A 23,423-nucleotide genomic window follows, 5' to 3' on the forward strand; every position below is an offset into this window, starting at 1 on the left:
TTTTACTGTAGGAATTGAAGGTAATAATTGCAAAATAAGGCATCGAATAAGGCGTGGTTTTAGAAGAAGTTGTAATTTCTCCAAAAAGCTTGAAAACCATTTTAAAGCCTTCGACTTAACCTTCTTTTACATCAATAATGGCTTCATTTAATGTCAGCATACTTTTTAAAACACCACCAGTATTTTAAAGTGAGTTTTTTCTGATGAGCATAGTAGGCCGGTTTTAGAGGTGCAGGAATACGAACAAGCGGATCTTGAAGAGCCTCCTGAATCAGGGTACGTGATTCTTTTTCGTTATCATGCGGCATGCAGCCTTCCCAAATTAAAATATATAAAAATGAATAAGATGAAATTTATATATAGTTGTATAAAAAATATTCTATTCTTTTGTTGGATATTTTAAAAGTGGAAGAATCAAATTTATTTTATAAAATGAAATCCCCGATTAACGCATTCTAAGAATGATCCTAGCTTATAGAACAGACTAATGATTCAGCTTTAATTCGCCGTTGACTGGGCTGGTTGAGTGTCTGGCTTAAATACATTCCAGGGATTTTCTGTTGCTGGCTTGGGCTTATTCAGCATATCCGGATGATAGACTTCAATCCGGTTTCGGCCAGACTTCTTGGCTTGATATAAGGCGATATCGGCTTGTTTGATCAGATCTTCCAGAGTCTGGGTATGGGATTCTAGTTCTGCAACACCGATCGAAATGGTGAACCGGATGGCATGATTGGATTCAACATAAATATACTGCTTTTGAATTGCACAACGAATTCGTTCTGCAATCACCAGGCTGTCTTGTAGCTGAGTATCTTCCAGGAGAGCGATAAACTCTTCCCCGCCAAAACGTGCCAGTACATCGCTATGCCGCATTTCTTTACGGGTCACCTCAGCAATCAGTTGTAGCACCCGATCACCAACATCATGCCCATAGCTATCATTAATATTTTTAAAATGATCCACATCAAACATCAACAGGCAGCTACTGGCATGTTTAGGCCATTGATGAATAGAGCGTTCAGCCATATCGACAAAATGGCGACGGTTGTAGAGTTGGGTCAAATCATCGGTATGGGCCAGATTCTTTAAGGTTTGATAGTTCCATTCATCAAGCAGGGAGCGCAAAAAAGAACGCCGCACATTCAGAATATTATTCCAGTTAATATAAATACTAAAAAACCACAGTGGACTAAAGACCACGCTAAAAATAAAGGCTTGAGAAGCACTCATGAACTGGGTCACCCCAAGCATGATAAACAGGGCAATCAAGATGGAGCAATAGACTGCGACTTTAAACTGGGTCTGCACACAGAGATTGGCGATGAGAATAAAGATCGCAGAGGCATAAATATAGGTAGCAACATGGGGACTGGTTGAAAGCGCGAGTAAGCCAATCCAGGCCGCTGCAGCCACAGTGGTACCTATCGGCAAGATTCTGTCCAGAATCTGAATGTTTTTATGTTTTTTAAACAGGTAATAACAGCAAAACATGGCGCCCAGAACCAGAACGACGCGCATCAGACCAGAAATAAAAAACATGTCTGGAATAATCAGAATATCGGCAAAGAAATACAGTAAAAAGGCAATTTGCGCCAGATAGTTAATTTGACGCAAGTTATGATGACTATGCGTATAGACATAATCATGAAAATACTGCTGAAACGGGGCAGGAATACGGGCATGAGGATCTGTTAGCGCCTGTTCAATCAGCTGACGGTTCTGCAGATCACATTCAGATAATTTCAGTGATTTATCGGTCGTCGAATTTTGAAAAGATACATTCGCCGTTGAATATATATTCTCATTCTGAGCAGACATGTCCTGGTCCAGTGTTATTTTTATAGGTGCCTATTATGCCGTGGTTGAGTAAAAAATAACCTCCCAAAAATTGGGTATCCGGGAAGTTTTTAAAGCTAAAACGTAACAAAATTTGTGTTTTGTAAAATTGAAAGCGATTGAAATACATGAATAATCATCTTATTCATTGGGATATTTGGTTGTTATGGATTCGTTTCACGTGAAACATAAATGATATTCCTGACCTTCAGTTTATTTAAACTCATAACGCCATGTGCCTAAATCATGATTGCCTTGCTAAAACTTAATTTTGGGGGCTTTGGATACAAATCCCATCTGCCTTTCAGGATTTAAATTAATGAGACTAGTGAGGCGTTTTATACGTATCTAAATATTTCCAGGGATAGATTTTGCCCATAGACCCTGTACATTGTCCTGAACAGAGAGGCATCTTGAATCGGTCAAATGCATGTCTCACCCACTCAAAAGTAGAATGAAAATGCCGAGGTAAGCTCAGCCATGTCGAATAATAGTGATATTGAACTGTCGAATTCCGATGATTGTGAAAAGTATGTGAATCAGTTTATTCAGGAGTTTCCTTTACGTCGCGCGGAAATCGGACAGGGCACCGTGATTAAACGTGCCTTGCCAAGCAGACATAAGCGCATGATTGGTGCCTGGTGTTTTCTGGATCATGCGGGTCCGGCCATTTTCCCGCAAGGAGATGGTCTGGATATCGGACCACATCCGCACATTGGTCTGCAGACCTTTACATGGATGATCGAAGGCAGCATGATGCACAATGACAGTCTGGGAAATCAGCAGTTGATTCGTCCCAAGCAGGTCAATCTGATGACCTCGGGTTATGGCATTTCACATACCGAAGTCTCTCCTGAAAGTGAAACGCATATGCATGCAGCGCAGTTATGGATTGCCTTGCCGGATGACAAGATCAATATGGCACCGGGTTTTGAACATTATCCTGAATTGCCGGTCATAAATGAGCAAGGCATTGAATTTACCGTGCTGGTCGGAGAATATTTAAAAACGAGATCACCAGTTAAAGTACATAGTGAATTGCTAGGCGTGGATGTGTATGCAGCTGAAAGTAGCAGTATGCGCTTGCCGCTGAATCCGAAATTTGAATATGGTTTTATGGTGCTTGAAGGGACGGCCAGCATCAATGGGCATGAACTGACAGAGGATAATATGTTGATCCTTGAGCCGGGCTTACAGCAGGTCAATGCTGAAATTCATGCCGGGAGTCGGGTGTTATTGATTGGTGGGGAACCATTTGAAAGCCCGATTTTACTGTGGTGGAATTTGGTCGGGCGTACGACAGAGGAACTTAAAATTGCGCGGGAACAATGGATTGAAGGTCATGAACGTTTTGGTTCCATTCCTGCCTATGATGGACCACGTTTAGAAGCGCCTGCATTTCCAGACCAGATGCGGGCTTCCCGATAAATGCTAAAAATGATGGGAATATGGAACGCTGTCTGAGTTGAACTCAAATAATGAATCTGCAACATAGGATACATATCATTACAGTCATCAAAAAATGAGCTAGAGTCTGCTGCTTTTTGCTATGCTCAGTGGGCAAAAACAATAAAATCATGAGTCTAATATGCGTGTTTTACATCATCTCGAACAATCACGATCATTTCGTATCCTGTGGGCCATGGAAGAATTAGGACTGGATTACGAGGTTAAATACTATAAACGTCAGCCCAACCTTTCTGCGCCACCGGCCTTAAAACAGATCCATCCGTTGGGCAAAGCCCCGATTCTGGTCGATCAGGGTCAGGTACTGGCAGAATCTGCGGCGATCCTGGAATATTTGCAGGAAACTTATGATGAAAAGCAGCAGTTTCGCCCAGAAGATATTGCCGACAAGGCCCAGTACCGTTACTGGATGCATTATGCGGAAGGCTCGTTAATGCCGCTGCTGGTGATGCAACTGGTAATGACCACAGTGCCTAAACATACGCCTTTGCTGATTCGACCTGTGGCCAAGAAAATCTGTGATGGGGTGAAAAAGCAATTTGTACAGAGCCGTTTAAAAGATCATATCCAGTTTCTGGAAAGCTATTTGAGTGAGCATGATTATTTTGCCGGGCATTTCAGTTTTGCGGATATTCAGATGAGTTTTCCTTTGGAGGCCATGCAGAGCCGGACGGGTCAAAGCTATCCAGCGATTCAAGCCTATCTTAAACGGGTGTCGCAACGTGCTGCCTATGCGCGTGCACTGTCCAAAGAAAAACAGATCAGCTCTTAAACGCTTAAAAGAAAAGGTGCCGATGGTACCTTTTTTGATTTTGTGAGATTAGTCCGGAAAGCTGAGACGTTCTTTGGGGAAAACTACCTTAAACGTGGAACCTTGGTTTTCCTTGGACTCAATTTCCAGATGTGCCTGATGCTGCATGAGTACATGTTTAACAATTGCCAATCCCAAACCGGTACCGCCAGTACGACGGCTGCGGTCTGAATCGATGCGGTAAAAACGCTCGGTCAGACGTGGCAGATGCTTGGGATCAATACCGATGCCGTTATCTTGCACCACAAAATAGGCCGATTCACCGTCATCATGCCAGCCGATGGTGATGGTGCCGCCTTTAGGCGTATACTTGATGGCATTGGTAATCAGGTTGCTAAAGGCGCTGGCCAGTTCCATATCTGAACCGATCAGATCGCAATGACTGTCAATGTCCAGATTCAGGGTATGACCATAATCAATATTATAGGCCTGGGCATCATCGAATAGCTGGTTCATCAGACTCGGCATTTCAATGATCTGGTTTTTGGCAATATTCTTATCATTTTCCAGACGTGACAGCAGCAGCAGGTCGTTGACCAGAGCATTCATGCGTCGGGTTTGCGACTGCATCTGATCAAAAGCGCGTTTCCAGCGTGGATTAATATCTTCCTGATCGGTAAAGGTTTCAATATAACCGCTGAGTACGGTCAAAGGAGTGCGCAGTTCATGTGAAATATTGTCGACAAAATCCTTTCGCATCTGTTCCAGATTGTGCATCCGGGTCACATCATAAGCGACCAGTACCCGACTTTCTCCGCCAAAACGGGTCATTTTGACCTGCACATAATGGTCTTCAAACAGCGAAGAACGCATTTTCAGGCCGTCCGGGGATTCATCAATATGGTGATAGTATTCGATAAAGCTTGGTTGGCGTAACAAGGTCAGGATATTACGGCGACGGTCATCACTGGAGATTCCGAGCAGACGTTCGGCTGCCGGATTCCACCATTCAATCTGCTGGTTTTCATCAAGTAGTACCACAGCTTCTTGTAAGGCCACCAGTGAAGACTGTGCACGATCAATCAGTTCGACCATTTCCGCCTGAACAATCCGTTCCTGACGTTGGGCGCGGTAAACATTGAAAAGTAGCGCACCCCAAATCCCGCCAATATTTGGTGGAACATCATAAGGGCGATTGGAAATCCATTCATTGACCAGATATAAGGAACGCATTTGGGTCGCAAAGAACGCCACGAAAGCAATTACGATACAAACCCAGAAATACCCAATCCCAAAACCGATAAAGCTGGCGATAATCAGGAAAAAAGCCAGTAGGCGTAAATCCTGCTTGGCAAAATCCCATAAACTGCTGTAACGGATTCTTTTGTGTTCGCGTGCCAGTTCGGGGACAGGGTAGGGTTCATACATAAAACAAGATTTACCTTAAAAGATATTAACCTAAAGCGACATCTGAACGCGTCGAGAAACGATACCCTGTTCCGCGAACGGTCTGTACAAAACGGTCTACACCATAAGGTTCCAGCACTTTACGCAAACGGCGGATATGCACATCGATAGTCCGGTCTTCAATATAGACGTTACCGCCCCAAACCTGATCCAGCAATTGCGCACGGGTATAGGCACGTTCCGGATGGGTCATGAAGAATGCCAGTAAACGATATTCAGTCGGACCCATTTCCAGAATGTTGTTACCAAAATTCACCCGCTGGCTGACCGGATCCAGAATCAAGCCGTTGGCATCAATAGTTTTTTCACCGCTCAGGGCATTGGCGCGGCGCAGTACCGCCTTAATCCGCGAGACCAGTTCCCGGGTCGAGAATGGCTTGGTCATGTAGTCATCGGCACCGGCATCCAGACCTTGTACCTTGTGGTCTTCTTCACCGCGCGCTGTGAGCATAATCACCGGAATTTCTGACAGGCTTTCATCACGTTTCAGACGACGACACAGGTCCACACCGCTGACGCCACCTGGCATCATCCAGTCCAGCAAAATCAGTGCCGGACGCTGATCCACAATCATCTGATGCGCCTGCTTGGCATCTTCTGCCTGCAAGCACTGAAAACCGGCCATATCCAGAGAGGTATGGATCATTTCCCGAATCGGGAGCTCGTCATCGACGATTAATATGTAGTCATCTTTCACAACGCAATACCCTATTTCATGTAAACGGTGAACCGTTTTATATTTATGACAGGCTTATTACAAAGACTAATTATGACAGTATCATTGCAGAAAGGGAAAAACTGCTGATATTCGCAAAGATTTGTGACAAATATAATGCAGAAACTTGTTAAAAAATCATAAATTAATTTTACTCATTTCCGTAGTACAGCATAAATCTTCAACTCACTGGTAAATGCAGGAAATCCTATTAAACACAGGATTTAACAGCTATTTTTTCTCGGAAAATGACTCGAGCAGCGCCAAAAAAACCACACTACAAGACGATAAAACTTCCTCAAGCGAATGCTTAAAACCACTCATCACCCAACGAATGGCAATTTGGGTGACATAGCCATTTAAACCGGTCGACACCAATGAAATTTCCTGCTCGCTGCGATTTAACTGCGGCATCATCAACATGACAAAGGCATGAATCATGCGGTCGAAACGTGACATGGTTTCATGAATGGTGGCCTGATTATGCAGTTCCTGCACCAGCATGGCATCGATATAAATGATCCGTGCCATGCGCGGATTGTCACGCAGGGTAGTGAGCAGCGCACTCAAACCGGCTTCGATCATTTTTTTCGGATCACTCGATGCCTGCATCATGGCCTGCATCACATTCTGCTGCAGTTCATCAATCAGTTTTAAGAAAATGGTCTGAAACAGATCTTCGCTTTTCTTGAAGGATTCATAAAAATAACGTTCGGTTAGTTTGGCTTCATTACAGATATCTTTGACGGTAACTGAAAAAAAACCATAACTGCCATAGGCTTCAATTCCGGCTTCGATCAGTTTTTCACGACGTGCCTGCTGTCGTTCAGCCATCGACAGGCCTTTAAACTGACGCTCCTTGGTTTTGGAGGGTCGTGATTTTGCTACTGAGTCGATCGAATCGGTCATAAGGCCTGTGTGCTCATCTGCATGAAGATTTTGAATATCTTAGCAATAAATCTCGCTTAGACCTATATAGAAATGCTCCCCTGAAATTTGGCCTCTAAGGACATAGGATAATTATTGACAATCTATATTGTCAAAACTATATTGAGGATCTGTGCTAGCTCCTGAAACAACAGAACAAGATCCTGCTGTCATGGAATGGCAGTTCTTTACATAAGGAAATTGAATGAAAAATTTTAACAATAAAGTTGCTGCAATTACCGGTGCCGGTTCAGGTATTGGCCAGCAACTGGCGGTATTATTGGCCAAGCAGGGTTGTCACTTGGCGCTGAGTGATATCAATGAACAAGGTCTGGCGCAAACGCTTGAATTGCTCAAAGAGAGTGATGTTCGTGTGACTATCCAGAAAGTGAACGTGGCTGAACTGGAACAGGTGCGTAACTGGGCGGCACAGGTTGAACAGGATCATGGCAGTGTCAATATGATATTTAATAATGCTGGCGTCGCACTAGGTTCAACTGTTGAAGGGGCGTCTTATGAAGAACTGGAATGGATTGTCGGAATCAATTTCTGGGGCGTGGTGTATGGCACCAAAGAATTTCTGCCACTGATCAAGAAAACTGGCGATGGCCATATCATCAATATTTCCAGCCTGTTTGGTCTGACTGCTCAACCGACCCAGTCTGCTTATAATGCGACCAAGTTTGCAGTGCGTGGTTTTACTGAATCCCTACGTCAGGAACTGGATCTGGAAAATTGTGGGGTGAGTGCACTGTGTGTACATCCGGGGGGTATCCGTACCAATATTGCCAATGCTGCAAAAATGAATAACAGCCTGCTGACTTTAGGTATGAATCCGGAAAAATCAGCTCGTAATTTTAATAAATTATTGCGTTGTCCACCTGCAGAAGCCGCTCGTCAAATTCTGGAGGCGGTACAAAAAGACAAGCGCCGTCTGCTGATCGGTAATGATGCCAAAGCAATTGACCTGATTCAGCGGATCTTGCCGACCGGTTATCAGCATGTCACTGCACTGGCGACCCAATTTGGTAAAAAGAAGAAAAAATCTGCTTAAAAAATTGTAAAACAGACCCGCGAAAGCGGGTTTTCTTTTATGGCGACAATCATAGTCTGACTCTTTAGCAAGCCAGTATCTAAGGTATTGTGCTTTTGAGGTATAAACTTTTTATCTAAATTAACGCTTCAACCGTTTTTTTCTTCCAGATAAACTGATAATACAGTCCCTGCAAAATACACAGGCTGACAAAAGCCAACGCATAGGCATACCAGATACCTTCTAGGCCCCACCATTGACTAAACAGATAAGCGGCGGGAACTTCAATACAGAGAATGGCAAAAATGTTGATCAGCATTGGCACGGTCACCGTACCACTTGAACGCATGATCGAAGCAAAAATAGCACTGGCGCCAAAGAACAAAATTGACCACAGCACAATAAATAGCAGTTGTTGTCCCAGTACTACAACCTTAGGATCGGTAATAAACAGCGCCATCAGATATTTGGAGAACAGGTAGGCCAGAATCACCAGACCGCCGGTAAACAGGATATTCATACTCAGCGCAGTCCGGGTCACTTTATTGAGCAGATCCGATTTACCTGCGCCAATCGCTTGCGCACCAAATACAGATGCGGCAATTGCAATCGACAAAGCCGGAAATTGAATATAATTTAAGACCTGATTGACTGCACCATAGGCCGCTGTTGCTTCTGCGCCATAGCGGTTGACCAGTCCGACAATTACCAGTCCGGCAACTGAAGTCGTGACCATTTGCACACCAGTAGGAACCCCCAGTTTCAAGATCATTCTGCTCAACTGTGGTTGATGACGAATATTTTTTAATAAGGCCCAGTCCAGCTTGAGCGGATGTTGCCTATAGTTCAAATACAGGATTAAAAACAACAGAACCGCCAGATTTCCCAGAATGGTGGCAATCGCCGGTGAGATAATGCCCATTTTAGGAAAGCCAAAATAACCGGCAATCAGGACCGGTGTCACCACCAAACCGACCCCAATGGTAAGTGCGGAAGCAAACAGGGGCGTGGTACTATCCCCAACGCCACGCAAGATGGAAGTATAAATAATATAGATAAAAATTAAGGGACTACCCGCCAGCATCCATTGTACATAGGGCAAGGACAAATGCATTACATCAGGATCTGTGCCAAGGGCCAAAAGAATATTCTCAGCAAAAATTACCCCGAAAAGCGCAATCAAGCTGCCGCCAATCAAGGTCATAAATAAAGTTGAACCGACCACACAGCGCACTTTTTCTATATTTTTTCCACCCCAAGCCTGTCCAATCAGTACGGTAGAACCGGCAGACAAACCAATCACAAAGGCCATCAGACAAAACAGGATCGGGAAAAAAACGGCAACAGCAGCAATCGCATTCACTCCGAGCATTTGTCCCACAAAAACCGTATTGATCGTGCCGGAGAGACTTTGCAGGATATTGGTCGCAATTAATGGCAATAGAAAAACCAGAAAGGCTTTCCATAAATTCTGTTGATGAATCAGTGAGTGCTGTGCCATGCGACATCCTGTGATTGAATTATCATCTATTTATTGATGTAGCTATTATTCGGCAGAATATAAAAAAAAGCCTTAGCTTTTAAGTAACTAAGGCATTTATTTTATGAGAGTTTTAGTTAAAAGGGGCTTTGTTGCACAAACCTATCTGTAAAGGCTTTTTCAGCGATATAATTTTCAAATGAAGAAGCCTACACACAAAATCTACCGCACAACCAATTGGCCCGCATATAACCGAGCACTCATGAGTCGCGGAAATATTGCCATTTGGTTTGATCCTGCTACGCAATGGTATGCGCCATCAAAAGGCAAACAAGGGCGAAATCAAACCTACTCCGACGCAGCCATCCAATGCTGCTTAATGATTAAATCCTTATTCCGTCTGTCTTTACGTATGGTTACTGGCTTTGTGCAAAGTCTGATTAAACTTTGCGGATTAAATTGGATAGCTCCAGATTACACCACGCTTTGTAGAAGACAAAAGCATATTGATATTGTAATCAGCTACCAAAAAAGTAGCGATGGGCTGCATCTACTCATGGACTCTACAGGCATGAAGTTTCTAGGTGAGGGCGAATGGAAACGCAAGAAACATGGACCTGAATATCGTCGCCAATGGCGTAAACTTCATATTGATATAGATGCTAAAACCCTACAAATACGAGCAGTTCAGCTTACAACCAATAATGTCAGTGATTCACAGGTGCTTGGTGATTTACTTGATCAGATTCCACAAGATGAGCAGATTGACTCTGTTTATACCGATGGAGCTTATGACACCAAGCAATGCCGTCAGGTCATTGCAGATCGGCAAGCGCATGCGGTGATTCCACCTAGAAAAAATGCGAAACCATGGAAAGATACAAAGATTAGCTCGCTAGAACGAAATGAATTACTTCGAACAATTAAACGTTTAGGCAGGACGCTATGGAAAAAATGGTCAGGCTATCATCGGCGAAGTTTGGTTGAAACTAAGATGCATTGCATCAAATTATTAGGAGATAAACTCAGTGCAAGGAGTTTTGATAGCCAAGTGAATGAGATCCATGCACGTGTAGCAGTCCTTAACAGATTTACGGAATTAGGTCGACCACTTACCCAAGTTACGCCTTAAATTTGGCTCAATTAGGGGCGCTTTGCATTTCAAATCTTTGTGCAACAAAGCCTATATTCTAAAAGAAAAAAAATATTTATATGAAGCAGATGTTAGAGAGTCTAGTGGTAAATTAGAGAAGTATAAATTAATATTAAATTCTGAATTGAAATGTTTGTCATCTACATTAGGGTGTGAAAGTATAAACTCTCAAAAATCACTTAAAAAATAGTTTATTTGATTGCTACATTATTAATGTAGCAATCCTTTTTTCTTTTACCCTTCCAAAACCTCTTCCAGCAACTCCTCACTCGGTGCAAAGTAATAGGCACCATCTAGAGGTGTTACGAAATGAAGCAGACGATCATGAATTCCATCGCCAGAGGTACCAAACATACGTTCTAACATAGCATCGATAATCGTAAGGTCTTTGGTGTAGGCAATAAAGAATAGACCCTGGTCACTACGTCCATCACCATAAGGCAGAGAATGACGTAGGATTTCCATTTCTTCGCCTTCTTCATCTTCCACTACAGTACGTGACACGTGCGCATTTTCAGGTTTGACTTCATCATCCAGCTCAATCGATTCAAGCTTGGTACGACCCATAACCTGTTCCTGAGTATCAACTTTTAGCTTTTTCCATTTTTCCAGGTTATGCGCGTAACGTTGGGCAAAAATAAATGAACCATCTTGGAAAATACCTGAATCTTCACCTAATAATGCGACTTCAGCACGATCATCCGGGAATTGCGGATTTTCAGTTCCATCAATAAAGCCAGTTATGTCACGACCATCAAAATAGCGGAAGCAAACCCGCTCATCCAGCACCTGAACCTGATCCTGAATGCCTTCAAAAAAAGCCTGACTGAGCGCAAAACAGATATCAGCACGGGCACTGGCAATATGAATGATCATATCTGCCGGAACCACTGGCATTTCAAATGAACCATGAATGGGCTCAAGCTGTTTAAAGCCTGCAGGAGCTTGATCATAAAGTTTTGCCCACAGTTCAGGACCAAAAGCCACTGCCGTTTTAATTTGTGCTTGAGGATGTTGCGTAATAAGACGATCACGCGAAGTAAAAAGATGTTCGAGTTGTTCTTTTAATTGTTCAATACTCAAATCTTTAAGACGTAAAACAATAAAACGGGCATGATCTGAAGGAAGTGGCAAGATTACCGATTGGGCTGTCATTCATGGCTCCTGTAAGGATAGATCCTGTTTTTAATGTACATATTGTGCCTGAAGCTAGACAGAGTGAATAGTGCAATGCCTTATATTTAAGCAGGTTTTTAGCCTGATTTTATTAGAAAATTCATATAATATTGGGCAAGTTTTGCTGAGTTAAATATCCATGTCCTATCAAATGTGGTTTGCCTATATGCTGGCCTGCTGGGTGATTAGTGTGTCTCCGGGCGCAGGAGCGATTGCTTCCATGTCGAGTGGACTGAATTATGGTTTTCGGCATGGTTACTGGAATGCGCTGGGCCTGCAACTGGCATTATTGGTACAGATTGCAGTGGTTGCGGCAGGCGTGGGAGTTTTGTTTGCGACAACCCCATGGGCATTTTTAGTGGTGAAATGGTTTGGTGTCGGCTATTTATTGTATTTGGCTATTTTGCAATGGAAAGCACCTGTACAATCTATCGAAATTAAACATGAATTGGCGCGAAAATCGAGAGGGAAACTGGTACTGCATGGTTTCTTGGTTAATATCACTAATCCTAAAGCCATCGTATTTTTACTGGCCGTCTTGCCGCAATTTCTGGATTTGTCTAAGCCACAATGGATTCAGTATTTGATTATGGCTGCGACAATGGTGACGATTGATCTGATTGTGATGGCGGGTTATACCGGATTGGCTGCTAAAGTTTTAAGGCTGCTTAGATCGCCGAAACAACAAAAAGTCATGAACCGGACTTTTGCCGGGTTATTTGCCGGCGCTGCATTTTTATTGAGTTTGGTGCATCAATAAAGAGTCTTTGCTCTCTCCTTAAAGGAGAGAGGCGGAATAGATCATTAGAAAATCATAATGATTTAACAGAAAGATTAATTCAGCTTTTTAAACTTCTGCACACAGAAGATCAGTGCAAATAGCACCGCCATGGTCAGTACAATGGTTAAACCAGTCGAAGTATTGAGACCGGCACTCGACCATAGGCCCACGGTCACCCCAATTTGCGCAATCACGAATGCCCAGATCACCATTTGTTTGGGTGAGTGTGCAAGGAGTCGTGCGGTCAGGGCAGGGATCACCAGTAATGCCCCCATCAAGAGTGAACCGACTGCTTTCAGCGCAAGCACGGTAAACAATGCCAATAACAACATAAAGATCAGGCGTTGCCATTTGGCATTTACACCTTCACTGACCGCCATGTCCGGATCAATTGCGATTTGAATCTGCGCTTGCCAGCTTTTATAGAGAACGGCTAAGGCCAGAATAATCACGATAGCAAAGGTGGGTAAGTCCGTCCAGGAAATCGTCAGTAGATCACCAAATAGATAGCTGAGAAGTTCCGGTCTTAAACTCGGTAAATGCTGAATGAACAATAGACCTGAGCAAAGCAGTGTTGCTGAACACAGCGCCAGCAAGGCATCATTCGGCAGGCGCGGATCATGCAGTACCCACAAAATCCCTACCAATAATAAGGCAATAAAAGTTACACCCATCCACAGCGGTAAACTTAAAGCCCCAGCAATGGCAACACCGAGTAAAGTACCGTGTGCCATAGTGTCAGCAAAAAATGACATACGCCGCCAGAGCATGAGACAGCCCAGCGGTGCAGTCAGAAATACCAATAGCGTTCCCATGATCCATGCAGGTAAAAGGAGTTGTAACCAATCCATCATGGTTTAAGCTTCCGGCTCGGGGTGAATATGAGGGCGTGAATCATGCTGACAGGGGGTGGCAGAATCGCCGTGTGCGCAATGATCATGATGATGCTGATAGAATACCCGGTTAGTACCAAAAATCGCCTGATATTCGGGATGTTGCTGCACGCTTTCCGGCAGCCCACTACAGCAGATATGCTTGTTCAAGCAGACCACACGAGTCGTACCTTGCATCACCCATTGCAGGTCATGTGAAACCATCAGTACGGCACACCCATATTTTTCCGGTAAGTTACGCACATATTCATACAGTTCAGCTTCGGACTGGATGTCTAGACCCTGCATCGGTTCATCGAGAACTAAAATGTCCGGCTGACGTAATAAGGCACGGGCCAGTAGCACCCGCTGACGTTCGCCACCAGACAACTGCTGAACTTTAGAATCTTGCAGTTTACTAATACCGGTATCCCGGATAATTTCGGTTTTAATCTGGGACGGGCACTTTTCTAGTGCTAATAAATCTTTTACCCGTAGCGGTAAGCTATGTGAGGGATTGAATTTTTGCGGCACATAGGAAAATTTGAGTTTGCGCGCAGTTTTGATTTCACCCGATTGTGGTTTCAGTATGCCCAGCATGACTTTAATCAAGGTCGATTTACCAGCACCATTGGGACCAATCAGTGTGACAATTTCTTTCTCTTGTAACGAGAAATCAATGGCTTTTAAGATGTCGCGCTCATCGATTTTGACCCAGATCCTGGAGAGCTGAATCAGGGGAGAGGCACTTAAGCTTTGTTGCGGCACTGCTGACAAATTCCTGAAATTTCGATAATGCTGTGATGTGCCGTGAAGTCGTCAGAGCTGGCCAGTGCATCGAGTTGATCGAGCAGGCCCTGAGCCGACGCTTCTTTGACGGCTTTACATTCGGTACAGATTAAAAAAGCGGCCTGATGCCCTTCACGTGGATGGCAACAGGGAATATAGGCATTGATCGAGGTCAGGCGATGAATCAGCCCTTTGCTTAATAAAAAATCCAGAGTGCGATACACCGTTGGTGGTGCTGCAGGACGATCGCTGGCATTTTTCATTTGTGCCAGCAGATCATAGGCGCCCATCGGACCATGCGCATTCAGAATGAGTTCCAGCACTTCTTTACGTAAAGGTGTAAGGCGTGCGCCGCTTGCTGCACAAAGACTTTCCGCTTCAGCAAGACGTTGTGCGACATTTGGATGGTCGTGCACGCCGTGCAATGCGTTGTGGTGTTCGTGCGAACAGGAACCCATAGTTCACCTCAAGTGCGAAACTGAAAATTAATAGATTTCAAATCTTAACATGAAGCGTTCTGAGTTTCGATTGGGCATAGGTATTTTTGTATTTTTGTTATATTATAACACTTCCTGATTTTATCGTTTTTAAGTGATTTCTACTCATGTTCCGTCTCCTTGCAATCAGTCTGCTGGCATTGTTCAGTACACTCAGTTGGTCACAAAGTCTGGTGGTGTCTACGCAGCCGATCTATCTGATTGCCAAGAAAATTACCCAAGGTGTGGAACAGCCGACTTTATTGCTGGCCAACCAAAGTGGACATGATGTGAGTCTGACTCCGGCGCATCGAAAAACTATTCAGAATGCAGGTCTGGTGATCTGGCTGGGTCAGGCGCATGAAGCACCCTTGGCCAAAGTGCTGAATGAAAGTAATAAAGGCATTGCACTGTTAGACTCGGGGATATTGACCACCTTGCCGATGCGTAATCCGCGTGGCGAGGCCTTAAAAAATACGGTAGACACGCATGTCTGGCTCGATCCGAATAATGCAGTGCGGATTGGTTTCTTTATTGCGGCGCTACGTTCGCAGCAATTGCCGGAGCATCGTGAACGCTACTGGAAAAATGCCCGTGACTTTGCACAAAACATGTTTGCGACGGCCCAGCGTTATAGTTCAAGCAACAAAGCCAAACCTTATTGGTCTTATCACGATGCCTACCAGTATCTGGAACGCCCGTTAAATTTAAAATTTATGGGTGCGCTGACCGATGATCCGCATGTTTCGCCAACCGTAGCCCAAATCAAGTTTTTACAGGATCATCGTCCACAGCGCAAAATGTGTCTGCTGGCCGAAGGTCATGCCAGTGAAAACCAGTACCGCAAACTCAATCCGGTACTGTTCCAGCATGTCGATGAAAGCATGAGCGGGGCAGGGGACTTTGTGCAGGCTTGGCAGCAATTGGCCGCCGAAACCCAGAAATGTGTACTAAATGCACGCTAATGATTTAAAAAATAGACAGATTTTGATTAGTTTAACAGCAGTGACCCGATTTAAAAAAACACGACTAAGGTCGGGAAAAGATTGCATGTTCAGGGGTGTAACTCTATAATGCCTGCGATTAAAAATAATCACCTGTTAAACTTGTCAAGCATGATTGCTGTGAGTGAATAAATAATGAGCCGAACTAGTCGCTTGATTGACCGACGATTAGCGAAAGCTTTGGTCCTCCTGCAAGCCTGTATGATCCCTGTTTCAGCCTTGATCGGCTGGGTCGTGAAAGACTCAACCGCAGCCTTGAGTGCAGCATTAGGTGCACTGGTATGTTGGCTCGCGACTTGTTATTTTTCGTGGCAATCGTTTCGAGCAGCAGGAGCCCGCGCGTCTAAACAAGTTCTTTCGAACATGTATAAAGGCTTGATGGGAAAGTTTGCCATTGTGATTGTTGGTTTCATTTTAATTTTAAGCAATGTTAAACCGTTGTCAGCGGTGGCGTTGTTTTGTGGTTTTATACTTGTTCAAGCCATGTCGTGGGTCGCTCCGTTTTGGGCGTCACGTCTACAAAAATGAGTATAAGCACAACAAGAAATTGAAAAGTTTTTCAGGAGCAGGCGAGATATCAAGCAGCACGCGATATTCGTTTGTTCTATTAGTTTTTTGACATTGACCAGGTGTGATTTATGGCTGCTGAAGAACATGCCCTTACTTCGACCGAGTATATCAAGCATCACTTGACCAACATGACCTATGGCAAAATGCCGGACGGTACGTGGAAATTGGCCGAAAGCGGTGCTGAAGCTCAACAGATGGGGTTCACTGCTATTCACTTGGATTCAATGGGTTGGTCTATCGGACTGGGTCTGATTTTCTGTTTGTTGTTCTGGTTGGTTGCGAAAGCGGCTAATGCTGGTGTTCCTACCAAGTTCCAGTCTGCAATTGAAATGATTATCGAGTTTGTAGATTCAAGTGTACGTGATACCTTCCACGGGAAGTCTCGATTAATTGCACCCTTAGCATTAACCATTTTCGTGTGGATTTTCCTCATGAACTTGATGGATTTGATCCCTGTTGACTTTATTCCTTATGTAGCTCAACACGCGATTGCTTCTATGCTGGGTGTAGACCCTCATCAGGTTTACTTTAAAATTGTTCCGACTACAGATCCAAACATTACCCTCGGTATGTCTATTTCTGTATTCTTCTTAATTATTTTCTATAGTATTCGTGAGAAAGGTGTTGGCGGCTTCGTTGGTGAGTTAGCACTGAACCCATTTAACCCAAGTAATCCAGTTGCTAAAGTGCTTTTAATTCCATTCAACTTATTGTTGGAATTGACTACTTTCTTGGCGCGACCAGTTTCATTGGCTCTACGACTGTTCGGTAACATGTATGCGGGTGAGTTAATCTTCATTCTTATCGCGTTATTACCGTTCTGGATCCAGTGGGCGTTGTCTGTGCCTTGGGCGATTTTCCACATTTTGATTATTACGCTACAAGCATTCATTTTCATGATGTTGACTATCGTGTACATGAGTATGGCAAGCGAAAAGCATTAATGGTATTGCCTAACTGTCAACGGATGGTTGGGCACACAATTTTTTAACTTAATTTGGTATAAAACCTAACCTCTGAGGAATTATCATGGAACTCACTTTAGGTCTAGTTGCAATTGCATCTGCTATCTTGATCGCTTTCGGTGCTTTAGGTACTGCGATTGGTTTTGGTCTTCTAGGCGGCCGTTTCCTTGAAGCTGTAGCTCGTCAACCAGAATTGGCTCCACAACTTCAAACTCGTATGTTCTTAATCGCGGGTCTTCTTGATGCTGTGCCTATGATCGGTGTTGGTATTGGCTTGTTCTTCATCTTCGCTAATCCATTTGTAGGTTAATCAGCTTAATTCCGAAATTCACTATTTGAGGAATTTGCAATGAATATCAACCTCACATTGTTTGGCCAAGCGATTGCGTTTGCGATTTTTGTCGCATTCTGCATGAAGTTTGTATGGCCACCACTAATCAATGCGATTAGTGAACGTCAGCGTAAAATCGCTGATGGCTTAAATGCTGCTGAAAAAGCGAAGGCTGACCTTGCAGATGCGCAAGCACAAGTGAAAGCTGAGTTAGACGCGGCAAAAGCACAAGCGGCTCAATTGATCGAACAAGCGAACCGTCGTGGTGCACAATTGATCGAAGAAGCGCGTACCCAAGCTGCGGCTGAAGGTGAGCGTATTCGTCAACAGGCTAAAGAAGCTGTTGATACTGAAATCAATGCTGCTCGCGAAGAATTGCGTCAACAAGTGGCTGCTCTTGCAGTAACTGGTGCTGAGAAAATTCTTAGCCAGCAAGTTGATGCAGAAGCTCACAATGCCATGCTGACTCAGCTGGCTGCTAAACTTTAAGAGAGGCGGATTATGGCTGAACTCTTGACGTTGGCACGCCCATACGCTAAAGCAGCATTTGCTTACGCTTCTGAGCAAAGTGCAACTGACTCTTGGTCAACAGCACTTGAATTGCTCAGTGCTGTGGTGCAAGACGAAGCATTTTCAGCTTATCTAAATCGCCCTGAGCTTACACCTGCTGAGCAGGTGGCTCTTTTTGCGAAAGTTTTAGGTGAAGACCAAACTGCAGCAGTGTCTAACTTCCTGACATTGCTTGCAGAGAATAACCGTTTGGTTCTTCTTCCTGAGATTGCAGCAGAATATGAGCAGCTTAAATCACAGAATAACAATACTGTGGATGTAGTGATTGAATCTGCATTCCCATTAACTTCAGTACAAGAACAATTACTTGCGCATGCATTAGAGAAGAAATTCGAAGCTGCCGTAAATGTTTCTGTAGAAGTTAACCCAGCGCTGATTGCTGGTGTAGTTATTCGTGCAGGCGACCAAGTGATAGATGATTCTGCGCTTAACAAGCTTGAAAAAATGCGTACTCGTCTTCTTGCTTAATTGCATTTAGAAGACTGAACTTTAAAAAGATTGAGGTATAGCGCAATGCAACAACTGAATCCATCCGAGATCAGTGCGCTCATTAAACAGCGTATCGGCGATCTGGACACCAGCGCAACCGCTAAGAACGAAGGAACCATTGTTATGGTTTCCGACGGTATTGTGCGTATTCACGGCTTAGCTGACGCTATGTACGGTGAAATGATCGAATTCGACGGCGGCCTTTACGGTATGGCACTGAACCTAGAACAGGATTCAGTGGGCGTCGTTGTTTTAGGTAACTACTTAAGCCTTCAAGAAGGTCAAAAAGCGCGTTGCACAGGTCGTGTATTAGAAGTTCCGGTTGGTCCAGAACTTTTAGGCCGTGTAGTAGATGCTTTGGGTAACCCGATTGATGGTAAAGGCCCTATTGATGCAAAATTAACTGATGCTGTTGAAAAAGTAGCACCAGGCGTAATTTGGCGTCAATCAGTGGATCAACCTGTACAAACTGGTTATAAATCAGTAGATACAATGATCCCTGTAGGCCGTGGTCAACGTGAGTTGATCATTGGTGACCGTCAAACTGGTAAAACAGCAATGGCGATCGACGCGATCATCGCTCAGAAAAACTCTGGCATTAAATGTGTATACGTAGCAATCGGTCAAAAACAATCGACTATCGCTAACGTGGTACGCAAGCTAGAAGAAACTGGCGCTATGGCGTATACAACTGTTGTAGCTGCAGCTGCAGCTGATCCAGCAGCAATGCTGTATCTAGCTCCGTACTCTGGCTGTACAATGGGCGAATACTTCCGTGACCGCGGTGAAGATGCGTTAATCATTTATGATGACTTGTCTAAGCAAGCTGTTGCTTACCGTCAAATTTCATTGCTTTTACGCCGTCCACCAGGTCGTGAAGCGTATCCAGGTGACGTGTTCTATCTACACTCGCGTCTACTTGAACGTGCTTCTCGTGTATCTGCTGACTACGTTGAGAAATTCACTAACGGTGAAGTTAAAGGCCAAACTGGTTCATTAACTGCATTGCCGATTATTGAAACTCAAGCGGGTGACGTATCTGCATTCGTACCAACCAACGTAATTTCGATTACTGATGGTCAGATCTTCCTTGAAACATCATTATTCAACGCAGGTATTCGTCCTGCTGTGAACGCGGGTATCTCTGTATCTCGTGTTGGTGGTTCAGCGCAAACTAAGATCATCAAGAAATTGTCTGGTGGTATCCGTACTGCTTTGGCGCAATACCGTGAATTGGCAGCATTTGCTCAGTTCGCTTCTGATCTTGACGAAGCAACTCGTAAGCAACTTGAACATGGTCAACGTGTAACTGAGTTAATGAAGCAAAAACAATATGCTCCTTACTCAATTGCTGACCAGGCTGTTTCAATTTATGCATCTAACGAAGGCTACATGGCTGACGTAGACGTTAAGAAAATCGTAGACTTTGATGCTGCGTTGATTTCTTACTTCCGTTCAGAACATGCTGCGTTAATGCAACAAATCGATGCCTCTGGTGATTACAACAAAGACATCGAAGCTGCAATCAAAGCAGGTATTGAAAGCTTTAAAGCGACTCAAACTTACTAATTTAGCAACTTGCTAGATTAGTGTTGGTTTGGTTCACGGAATCAACCTTCGGAAGCTCGCAAGGGCTTTCGAATACTAGGTTAAGCGTATGGCAAATTTAAAAGAAATTCGCGCCAAAGTAGCTAGTATCAAGAGCACGCAAAAGATTACTCGAGCGATGCAAATGGTAGCAGCTTCTAAGATGCGTCGTGCGCAAGAGCGCATGGCTCAAGGCCGTCCGTATGCCGAAAATATGCACCGTGTAATTGCTCATTTGGTCCAAGCGAACCCTGAATACAAACACCGTTATATGGTTGAACGCCCGGTTAAGCGCGTTGGCTATATCATTGTGTCTTCAGATCGTGGCCTTGCTGGTGGTTTGAACATTAACTTGTTCAAGAAAGTGGTTAAACACGTTCAACAGCAACAAGAGCAGTCAATTGAAGTTCAATTTGCTTTAATTGGTCAAAAAGCGGTTTCGTTTTTTAAAAACTACGGCGGTAAAGTGCTTGGGGCGACGACGCAAGTCGGTGATACTCCAAGTCTTGAGCAGTTATCTGGTTCTGTACAGGTGATGTTGGATGCTTATGATAAAGGCGAGTTAGATCGTATTTATCTAGTGTCAAACGGCTTTGTCAATGCCATGACTCAAAATCAAAAGATCGAACAACTTGTTCCTTTGGCTGCTGCTGAAGAAGACAAGACTCTTAACCGTCAATACGGTTGGGATTATATCTACGAGCCTGAAGCTGAAGAGCTTTTAAATGGCTTATTGGTTCGCTATATCGAGTCTGTGGTGTATCAAGGTGTGATTGAAAACATCGCATGTGAGCAGTCTGCACGTATGGTCGCTATGAAAGCAGCGACAGACAACGCAGGCGAGATCATTAAGAGCCTGCAACTTATTTATAACAAGCTGCGTCAAGCCGCGATTACTCAGGAAATTTCTGAGATCGTTGGTGGTGCCGCTGCCGTTTAACATTATTTTGAATTGAGGAGACAGCAATGAATAGCGGTCGTATCATTCAGATCATCGGCGCGGTTATCGACGTCGAGTTTGAACGCAACAGCGTTCCTAAGATCTATGACGCTCTCCAAGTAGATGGTACTGAAACTACTTTAGAAGTTCAGCAACAGCTTGGTGATGGCGTAGTTCGTACTATTGCAATGGGTTCTACTGAAGGCCTTAAGCGTGGTTTGAACGTAGTTAACACTGGCGCGCCGATTTCTGTACCTGTAGGTACAGCGACTCTAGGCCGTATCATGGACGTTCTTGGTCGCCCGATCGACGAAGCTGGTCCTGTTGCGACTGAAGCGCGTTTACCAATTCACCGCTCTGCACCTTCTTATGCAGAACAAGCAGCTTCTACTGACCTTCTAGAAACTGGTATTAAAGTCATCGACTTGCTATGCCCGTTTGCGAAAGGTGGTAAAGTTGGTCTGTTCGGTGGTGCCGGTGTTGGTAAAACTGTAAACATGATGGAATTGATCAACAACATCGCGAAAGCTCACTCAGGTTTATCTGTGTTTGCTGGTGTTGGTGAGCGTACTCGTGAAGGTAATGACTTCTATCACGAAATGAAAGATTCTAACGTTCTAGACAAAGTAGCAATGGTCTACGGTCAGATGAACGAGCCACCGGGTAACCGTTTACGCGTAGCGTTGACTGGTTTGACCATGGCTGAATATTTCCGTGACGAGAAAGACGAAAACGGTAAAGGCCGTGACGTACTATTGTTCGTAGATAACATCTATCGTTATACACTAGCGGGTACTGAAGTATCAGCACTTCTAGGTCGTATGCCATCTGCAGTAGGTTACCAGCCTACACTTGCAGAAGAGATGGGTGTTCTTCAAGAACGTATTACATCGACTAAGTCTGGTTCTATTACGTCAATCCAAGCGGTATACGTACCTGCCGATGACTTGACAGATCCATCGCCTGCTACAACGTTTGCTCACTTAGACGCAACTGTTGTATTGAGCCGTGACATCGCATCTTCTGGTATTTACCCAGCGATCGATCCACTAGACTCAACTTCACGCCAATTAGATCCGTTAGTTGTTGGTCAAGAGCATTATGAAATTGCACGTTCTGTACAGAACGTATTGCAACGTTATAAAGAGCTTAAAGACATCATCGCGATTCTTGGTATGGACGAGCTTGCTGAAGAAGATAAACTGGTTGTTTACCGTGCGCGTAAAATCCAGCGTTTCTTCTCTCAACCGTTCCACGTAGCTGAAGTCTTTACTGGTGCTCCTGGTAAATTAGTATCTCTTAAAGAAACGATTCGTGGCTTTAAAGGTCTTCTAGCTGGTGAATACGATCACATCCCAGAACAAGCGTTCTACATGGTTGGTGGTATTGACGAAGTGATTGCTAAAGCTGAGAAACTTTAATTAGTTCCCTAATTTAGGAGATTCTCATGGCGACTATGCAATGTGACGTTGTAAGTGTTCAAGAGTCTTTGTACTCAGGCACTGTAACTATGCTAATTGCTAAAGGTGCTGGCGGTGAGTTAGGTATTATGCCTGGTCACGCTCCGCTGGTAACTTTGCTCCAACCTGGCGCGATCCGCGTTATTTTGGAAAACGGTACAGAAGAATTAATTTATGTATCTGGTGGTGTTCTAGAAGTTCAACCGCATGTTGTTACGGTTCTTGCAGATACTGCAGTCCGTGCAGAAAACTTAGATGAAGCTGCAATTATTGAAGCGCGTAAACACGCTGAACAATTGCTAGCAAATCAAAAGGGCGATTTGGACGCTGCTGCTGCTTTGGCTGCTCTTGCAGAAACTGCTGCTCAGCTGGAAACGATCCGCAAAATCAAAAACCGCGCTCAATAAGAGACGGTTTGAGATTGAAAAAACCACCCGAAAGGGTGGTTTTTTTATGATATATATAATTAATCTCTGTACACGACAAATTTCACAGAACCCTTATCCTATCAGGATTCTGCCTTCTTAAAATTGCCAAAATTTCCTTAAACTCTTCTTTTTTCCCAAAACCAATTAAACGCT

The 23,423-nt window shown here is 44.1% G+C and carries 25 protein-coding genes and 1 pseudogene; 16 read left to right on the forward strand and 10 right to left on the reverse strand.

The annotated features are described in order from the left end of the window. Window positions 1-151, forward strand: a pseudogene (locus WFH18_RS12320) (IS1 family transposase); the annotation flags it as partial. On the opposite strand, the gene WFH18_RS12325 reads toward WFH18_RS12320, so the two are convergent. Both WFH18_RS12325 and WFH18_RS12330 read right to left on the reverse strand, forming a co-directional pair. After that, window positions 144-308 (reverse strand): hypothetical protein, encoded by a 165-nt coding sequence (locus WFH18_RS12325; protein ID WP_228277099.1) that lies wholly within the window; start codon window positions 306-308, stop codon window positions 144-146. The pseudogene WFH18_RS12320 and the gene WFH18_RS12325 overlap by 8 nt on opposite strands. 190 nt (window positions 309-498) lie before the next feature. After that, the gene (locus tag WFH18_RS12330; RefSeq protein WP_005265444.1) at window positions 499-1,821 is read right to left on the reverse strand and encodes a GGDEF domain-containing protein; all 1,323 of its coding nucleotides are present in this window, start codon (window positions 1,819-1,821) and stop codon (window positions 499-501) included. A 498-nt stretch (window positions 1,822-2,319) separates the two neighbouring features. Between WFH18_RS12330 and WFH18_RS12335 the strand changes: the two genes are divergently transcribed. Next, the gene (locus WFH18_RS12335; protein WP_005265445.1) at window positions 2,320-3,267 is read left to right on the forward strand and encodes a pirin family protein; all 948 of its coding nucleotides are present in this window, start codon (window positions 2,320-2,322) and stop codon (window positions 3,265-3,267) included. 160 nt (window positions 3,268-3,427) lie between these two features. Then, window positions 3,428-4,078: a glutathione S-transferase family protein gene (locus WFH18_RS12340; protein ID WP_005265446.1), complete on the forward strand. Its 651-nt coding sequence runs from the start codon at window positions 3,428-3,430 to the stop codon at window positions 4,076-4,078. Window positions 4,079-4,126: 48 nt separating this feature from the next. Here WFH18_RS12340 and phoR read toward each other — a convergent pair whose 3' ends face one another. The 3 genes from phoR to WFH18_RS12355 form a co-directional block, all read right to left on the reverse strand. Beyond that, window positions 4,127-5,485 (reverse strand): phosphate regulon sensor histidine kinase PhoR, encoded by a 1,359-nt coding sequence (gene phoR / locus WFH18_RS12345; RefSeq protein ID WP_004644846.1) that lies wholly within the window; start codon window positions 5,483-5,485, stop codon window positions 4,127-4,129. Between the two features lie 25 nt (window positions 5,486-5,510). Beyond that, complete coding sequence (gene phoB, locus WFH18_RS12350) at window positions 5,511-6,221, reverse strand: phosphate regulon transcriptional regulator PhoB (protein ID WP_004280972.1); 711 nt, start codon at window positions 6,219-6,221, stop codon at window positions 5,511-5,513. Between the two features lie 249 nt (window positions 6,222-6,470). Then, window positions 6,471-7,148, reverse strand: coding sequence for a TetR/AcrR family transcriptional regulator (locus tag WFH18_RS12355; protein ID WP_004280973.1), 678 nt, complete (start codon window positions 7,146-7,148; stop codon window positions 6,471-6,473). Window positions 7,149-7,371: 223 nt separating this feature from the next. Here WFH18_RS12355 and WFH18_RS12360 point away from each other — a divergent pair, with 223 nt between their 5' ends. Further along, window positions 7,372-8,220 carry an SDR family NAD(P)-dependent oxidoreductase gene (locus WFH18_RS12360; protein ID WP_004280974.1) on the forward strand — a complete coding sequence of 283 codons (849 nt, stop codon included), beginning with the start codon at window positions 7,372-7,374 and terminating at the stop codon, window positions 8,218-8,220. A 115-nt stretch (window positions 8,221-8,335) separates the two neighbouring features. Here WFH18_RS12360 and WFH18_RS12365 read toward each other — a convergent pair whose 3' ends face one another. After that, window positions 8,336-9,700 carry an MATE family efflux transporter gene (locus WFH18_RS12365; RefSeq protein WP_004280975.1) on the reverse strand — a complete coding sequence of 455 codons (1,365 nt, stop codon included), beginning with the start codon at window positions 9,698-9,700 and terminating at the stop codon, window positions 8,336-8,338. 178 nt (window positions 9,701-9,878) lie between these two features. Between WFH18_RS12365 and WFH18_RS12370 the strand changes: the two genes are divergently transcribed. Further along, complete coding sequence (locus WFH18_RS12370; protein WP_336754958.1) at window positions 9,879-10,811, forward strand: IS5 family transposase; 933 nt, start codon at window positions 9,879-9,881, stop codon at window positions 10,809-10,811. A gap of 255 nt (window positions 10,812-11,066) precedes the next feature. On the opposite strand, the gene WFH18_RS12375 is transcribed toward WFH18_RS12370, so the two are convergent. Continuing rightward, window positions 11,067-11,987 carry a Dyp-type peroxidase gene (locus tag WFH18_RS12375; protein WP_004280976.1) on the reverse strand — a complete coding sequence of 307 codons (921 nt, stop codon included), beginning with the start codon at window positions 11,985-11,987 and terminating at the stop codon, window positions 11,067-11,069. Window positions 11,988-12,147: 160 nt separating this feature from the next. Between WFH18_RS12375 and WFH18_RS12380 the strand changes: the two genes are divergently transcribed. Next, window positions 12,148-12,768: a LysE family transporter gene (locus tag WFH18_RS12380; protein WP_004280977.1), complete on the forward strand. Its 621-nt coding sequence runs from the start codon at window positions 12,148-12,150 to the stop codon at window positions 12,766-12,768. 74 nt (window positions 12,769-12,842) lie between these two features. On the opposite strand, the gene znuB is transcribed toward WFH18_RS12380, so the two are convergent. The 3 genes from znuB to WFH18_RS12395 are packed head-to-tail and all read right to left on the reverse strand — an operon-like array spanning window position 12,843 to window position 14,908. Next, a complete protein-coding gene (gene znuB / locus WFH18_RS12385; RefSeq protein WP_004280978.1) occupies window positions 12,843-13,643 on the reverse strand; it encodes a zinc ABC transporter permease subunit ZnuB in 801 nt (266 codons plus the stop codon). A gap of 3 nt (window positions 13,644-13,646) precedes the next feature. Continuing rightward, window positions 13,647-14,429, reverse strand: a complete 783-nt coding sequence (gene znuC / locus WFH18_RS12390; protein WP_039902384.1) for a zinc ABC transporter ATP-binding protein ZnuC — start codon at window positions 14,427-14,429, stop codon at window positions 13,647-13,649. Continuing rightward, window positions 14,411-14,908 carry a transcriptional repressor gene (locus WFH18_RS12395; protein ID WP_004280980.1) on the reverse strand — a complete coding sequence of 166 codons (498 nt, stop codon included), beginning with the start codon at window positions 14,906-14,908 and terminating at the stop codon, window positions 14,411-14,413. The genes znuC and WFH18_RS12395 overlap by 19 nt, the downstream gene beginning before the upstream one ends. 146 nt (window positions 14,909-15,054) lie before the next feature. Between WFH18_RS12395 and WFH18_RS12400 the strand changes: the two genes are divergently transcribed. From WFH18_RS12400 to WFH18_RS12445, 10 genes are all read left to right on the forward strand, one after another. Continuing rightward, window positions 15,055-15,891: a metal ABC transporter solute-binding protein, Zn/Mn family gene (locus tag WFH18_RS12400; RefSeq protein ID WP_004280981.1), complete on the forward strand. Its 837-nt coding sequence runs from the start codon at window positions 15,055-15,057 to the stop codon at window positions 15,889-15,891. A 174-nt stretch (window positions 15,892-16,065) separates the two neighbouring features. Beyond that, the gene (locus tag WFH18_RS12405; protein WP_004280982.1) at window positions 16,066-16,458 is read left to right on the forward strand and encodes an ATP synthase subunit I; all 393 of its coding nucleotides are present in this window, start codon (window positions 16,066-16,068) and stop codon (window positions 16,456-16,458) included. A gap of 110 nt (window positions 16,459-16,568) precedes the next feature. Next, on the forward strand, window positions 16,569-17,444 hold the full coding sequence (gene atpB / locus WFH18_RS12410; RefSeq protein WP_004644859.1) for a F0F1 ATP synthase subunit A: 876 nt from the start codon (window positions 16,569-16,571) through the stop codon (window positions 17,442-17,444). 85 nt (window positions 17,445-17,529) lie between these two features. Further along, window positions 17,530-17,775, forward strand: coding sequence for a F0F1 ATP synthase subunit C (atpE, locus tag WFH18_RS12415; RefSeq protein ID WP_000424060.1), 246 nt, complete (start codon window positions 17,530-17,532; stop codon window positions 17,773-17,775). Between the two features lie 39 nt (window positions 17,776-17,814). Continuing rightward, entirely contained in the window at window positions 17,815-18,285 is a 471-nt protein-coding gene (locus WFH18_RS12420; RefSeq protein WP_004280990.1) for a F0F1 ATP synthase subunit B, read from the forward strand. Between the two features lie 12 nt (window positions 18,286-18,297). Further along, on the forward strand, window positions 18,298-18,834 hold the full coding sequence (locus tag WFH18_RS12425) for a F0F1 ATP synthase subunit delta (RefSeq protein ID WP_164542974.1): 537 nt from the start codon (window positions 18,298-18,300) through the stop codon (window positions 18,832-18,834). Between the two features lie 45 nt (window positions 18,835-18,879). Beyond that, window positions 18,880-20,424, forward strand: coding sequence for a F0F1 ATP synthase subunit alpha (gene atpA / locus WFH18_RS12430; RefSeq protein WP_004644861.1), 1,545 nt, complete (start codon window positions 18,880-18,882; stop codon window positions 20,422-20,424). Between the two features lie 88 nt (window positions 20,425-20,512). After that, complete coding sequence (gene atpG, locus WFH18_RS12435; RefSeq protein WP_004280996.1) at window positions 20,513-21,382, forward strand: F0F1 ATP synthase subunit gamma; 870 nt, start codon at window positions 20,513-20,515, stop codon at window positions 21,380-21,382. Between the two features lie 26 nt (window positions 21,383-21,408). Beyond that, window positions 21,409-22,803, forward strand: a complete 1,395-nt coding sequence (gene atpD, locus WFH18_RS12440; RefSeq protein WP_004280997.1) for a F0F1 ATP synthase subunit beta — start codon at window positions 21,409-21,411, stop codon at window positions 22,801-22,803. A 26-nt stretch (window positions 22,804-22,829) separates the two neighbouring features. Further along, a complete protein-coding gene (locus tag WFH18_RS12445; protein ID WP_064096955.1) occupies window positions 22,830-23,249 on the forward strand; it encodes a F0F1 ATP synthase subunit epsilon in 420 nt (139 codons plus the stop codon). Window positions 23,250-23,423 lie beyond the last annotated feature (174 nt).

The sequence above is a fragment of the Acinetobacter sp. USHLN143 genome (genome assembly GCF_037145695.1).
In the GTDB taxonomy this organism is placed as follows: Bacteria; Pseudomonadota; Gammaproteobacteria; order Pseudomonadales; family Moraxellaceae; genus Acinetobacter; species Acinetobacter fasciculus.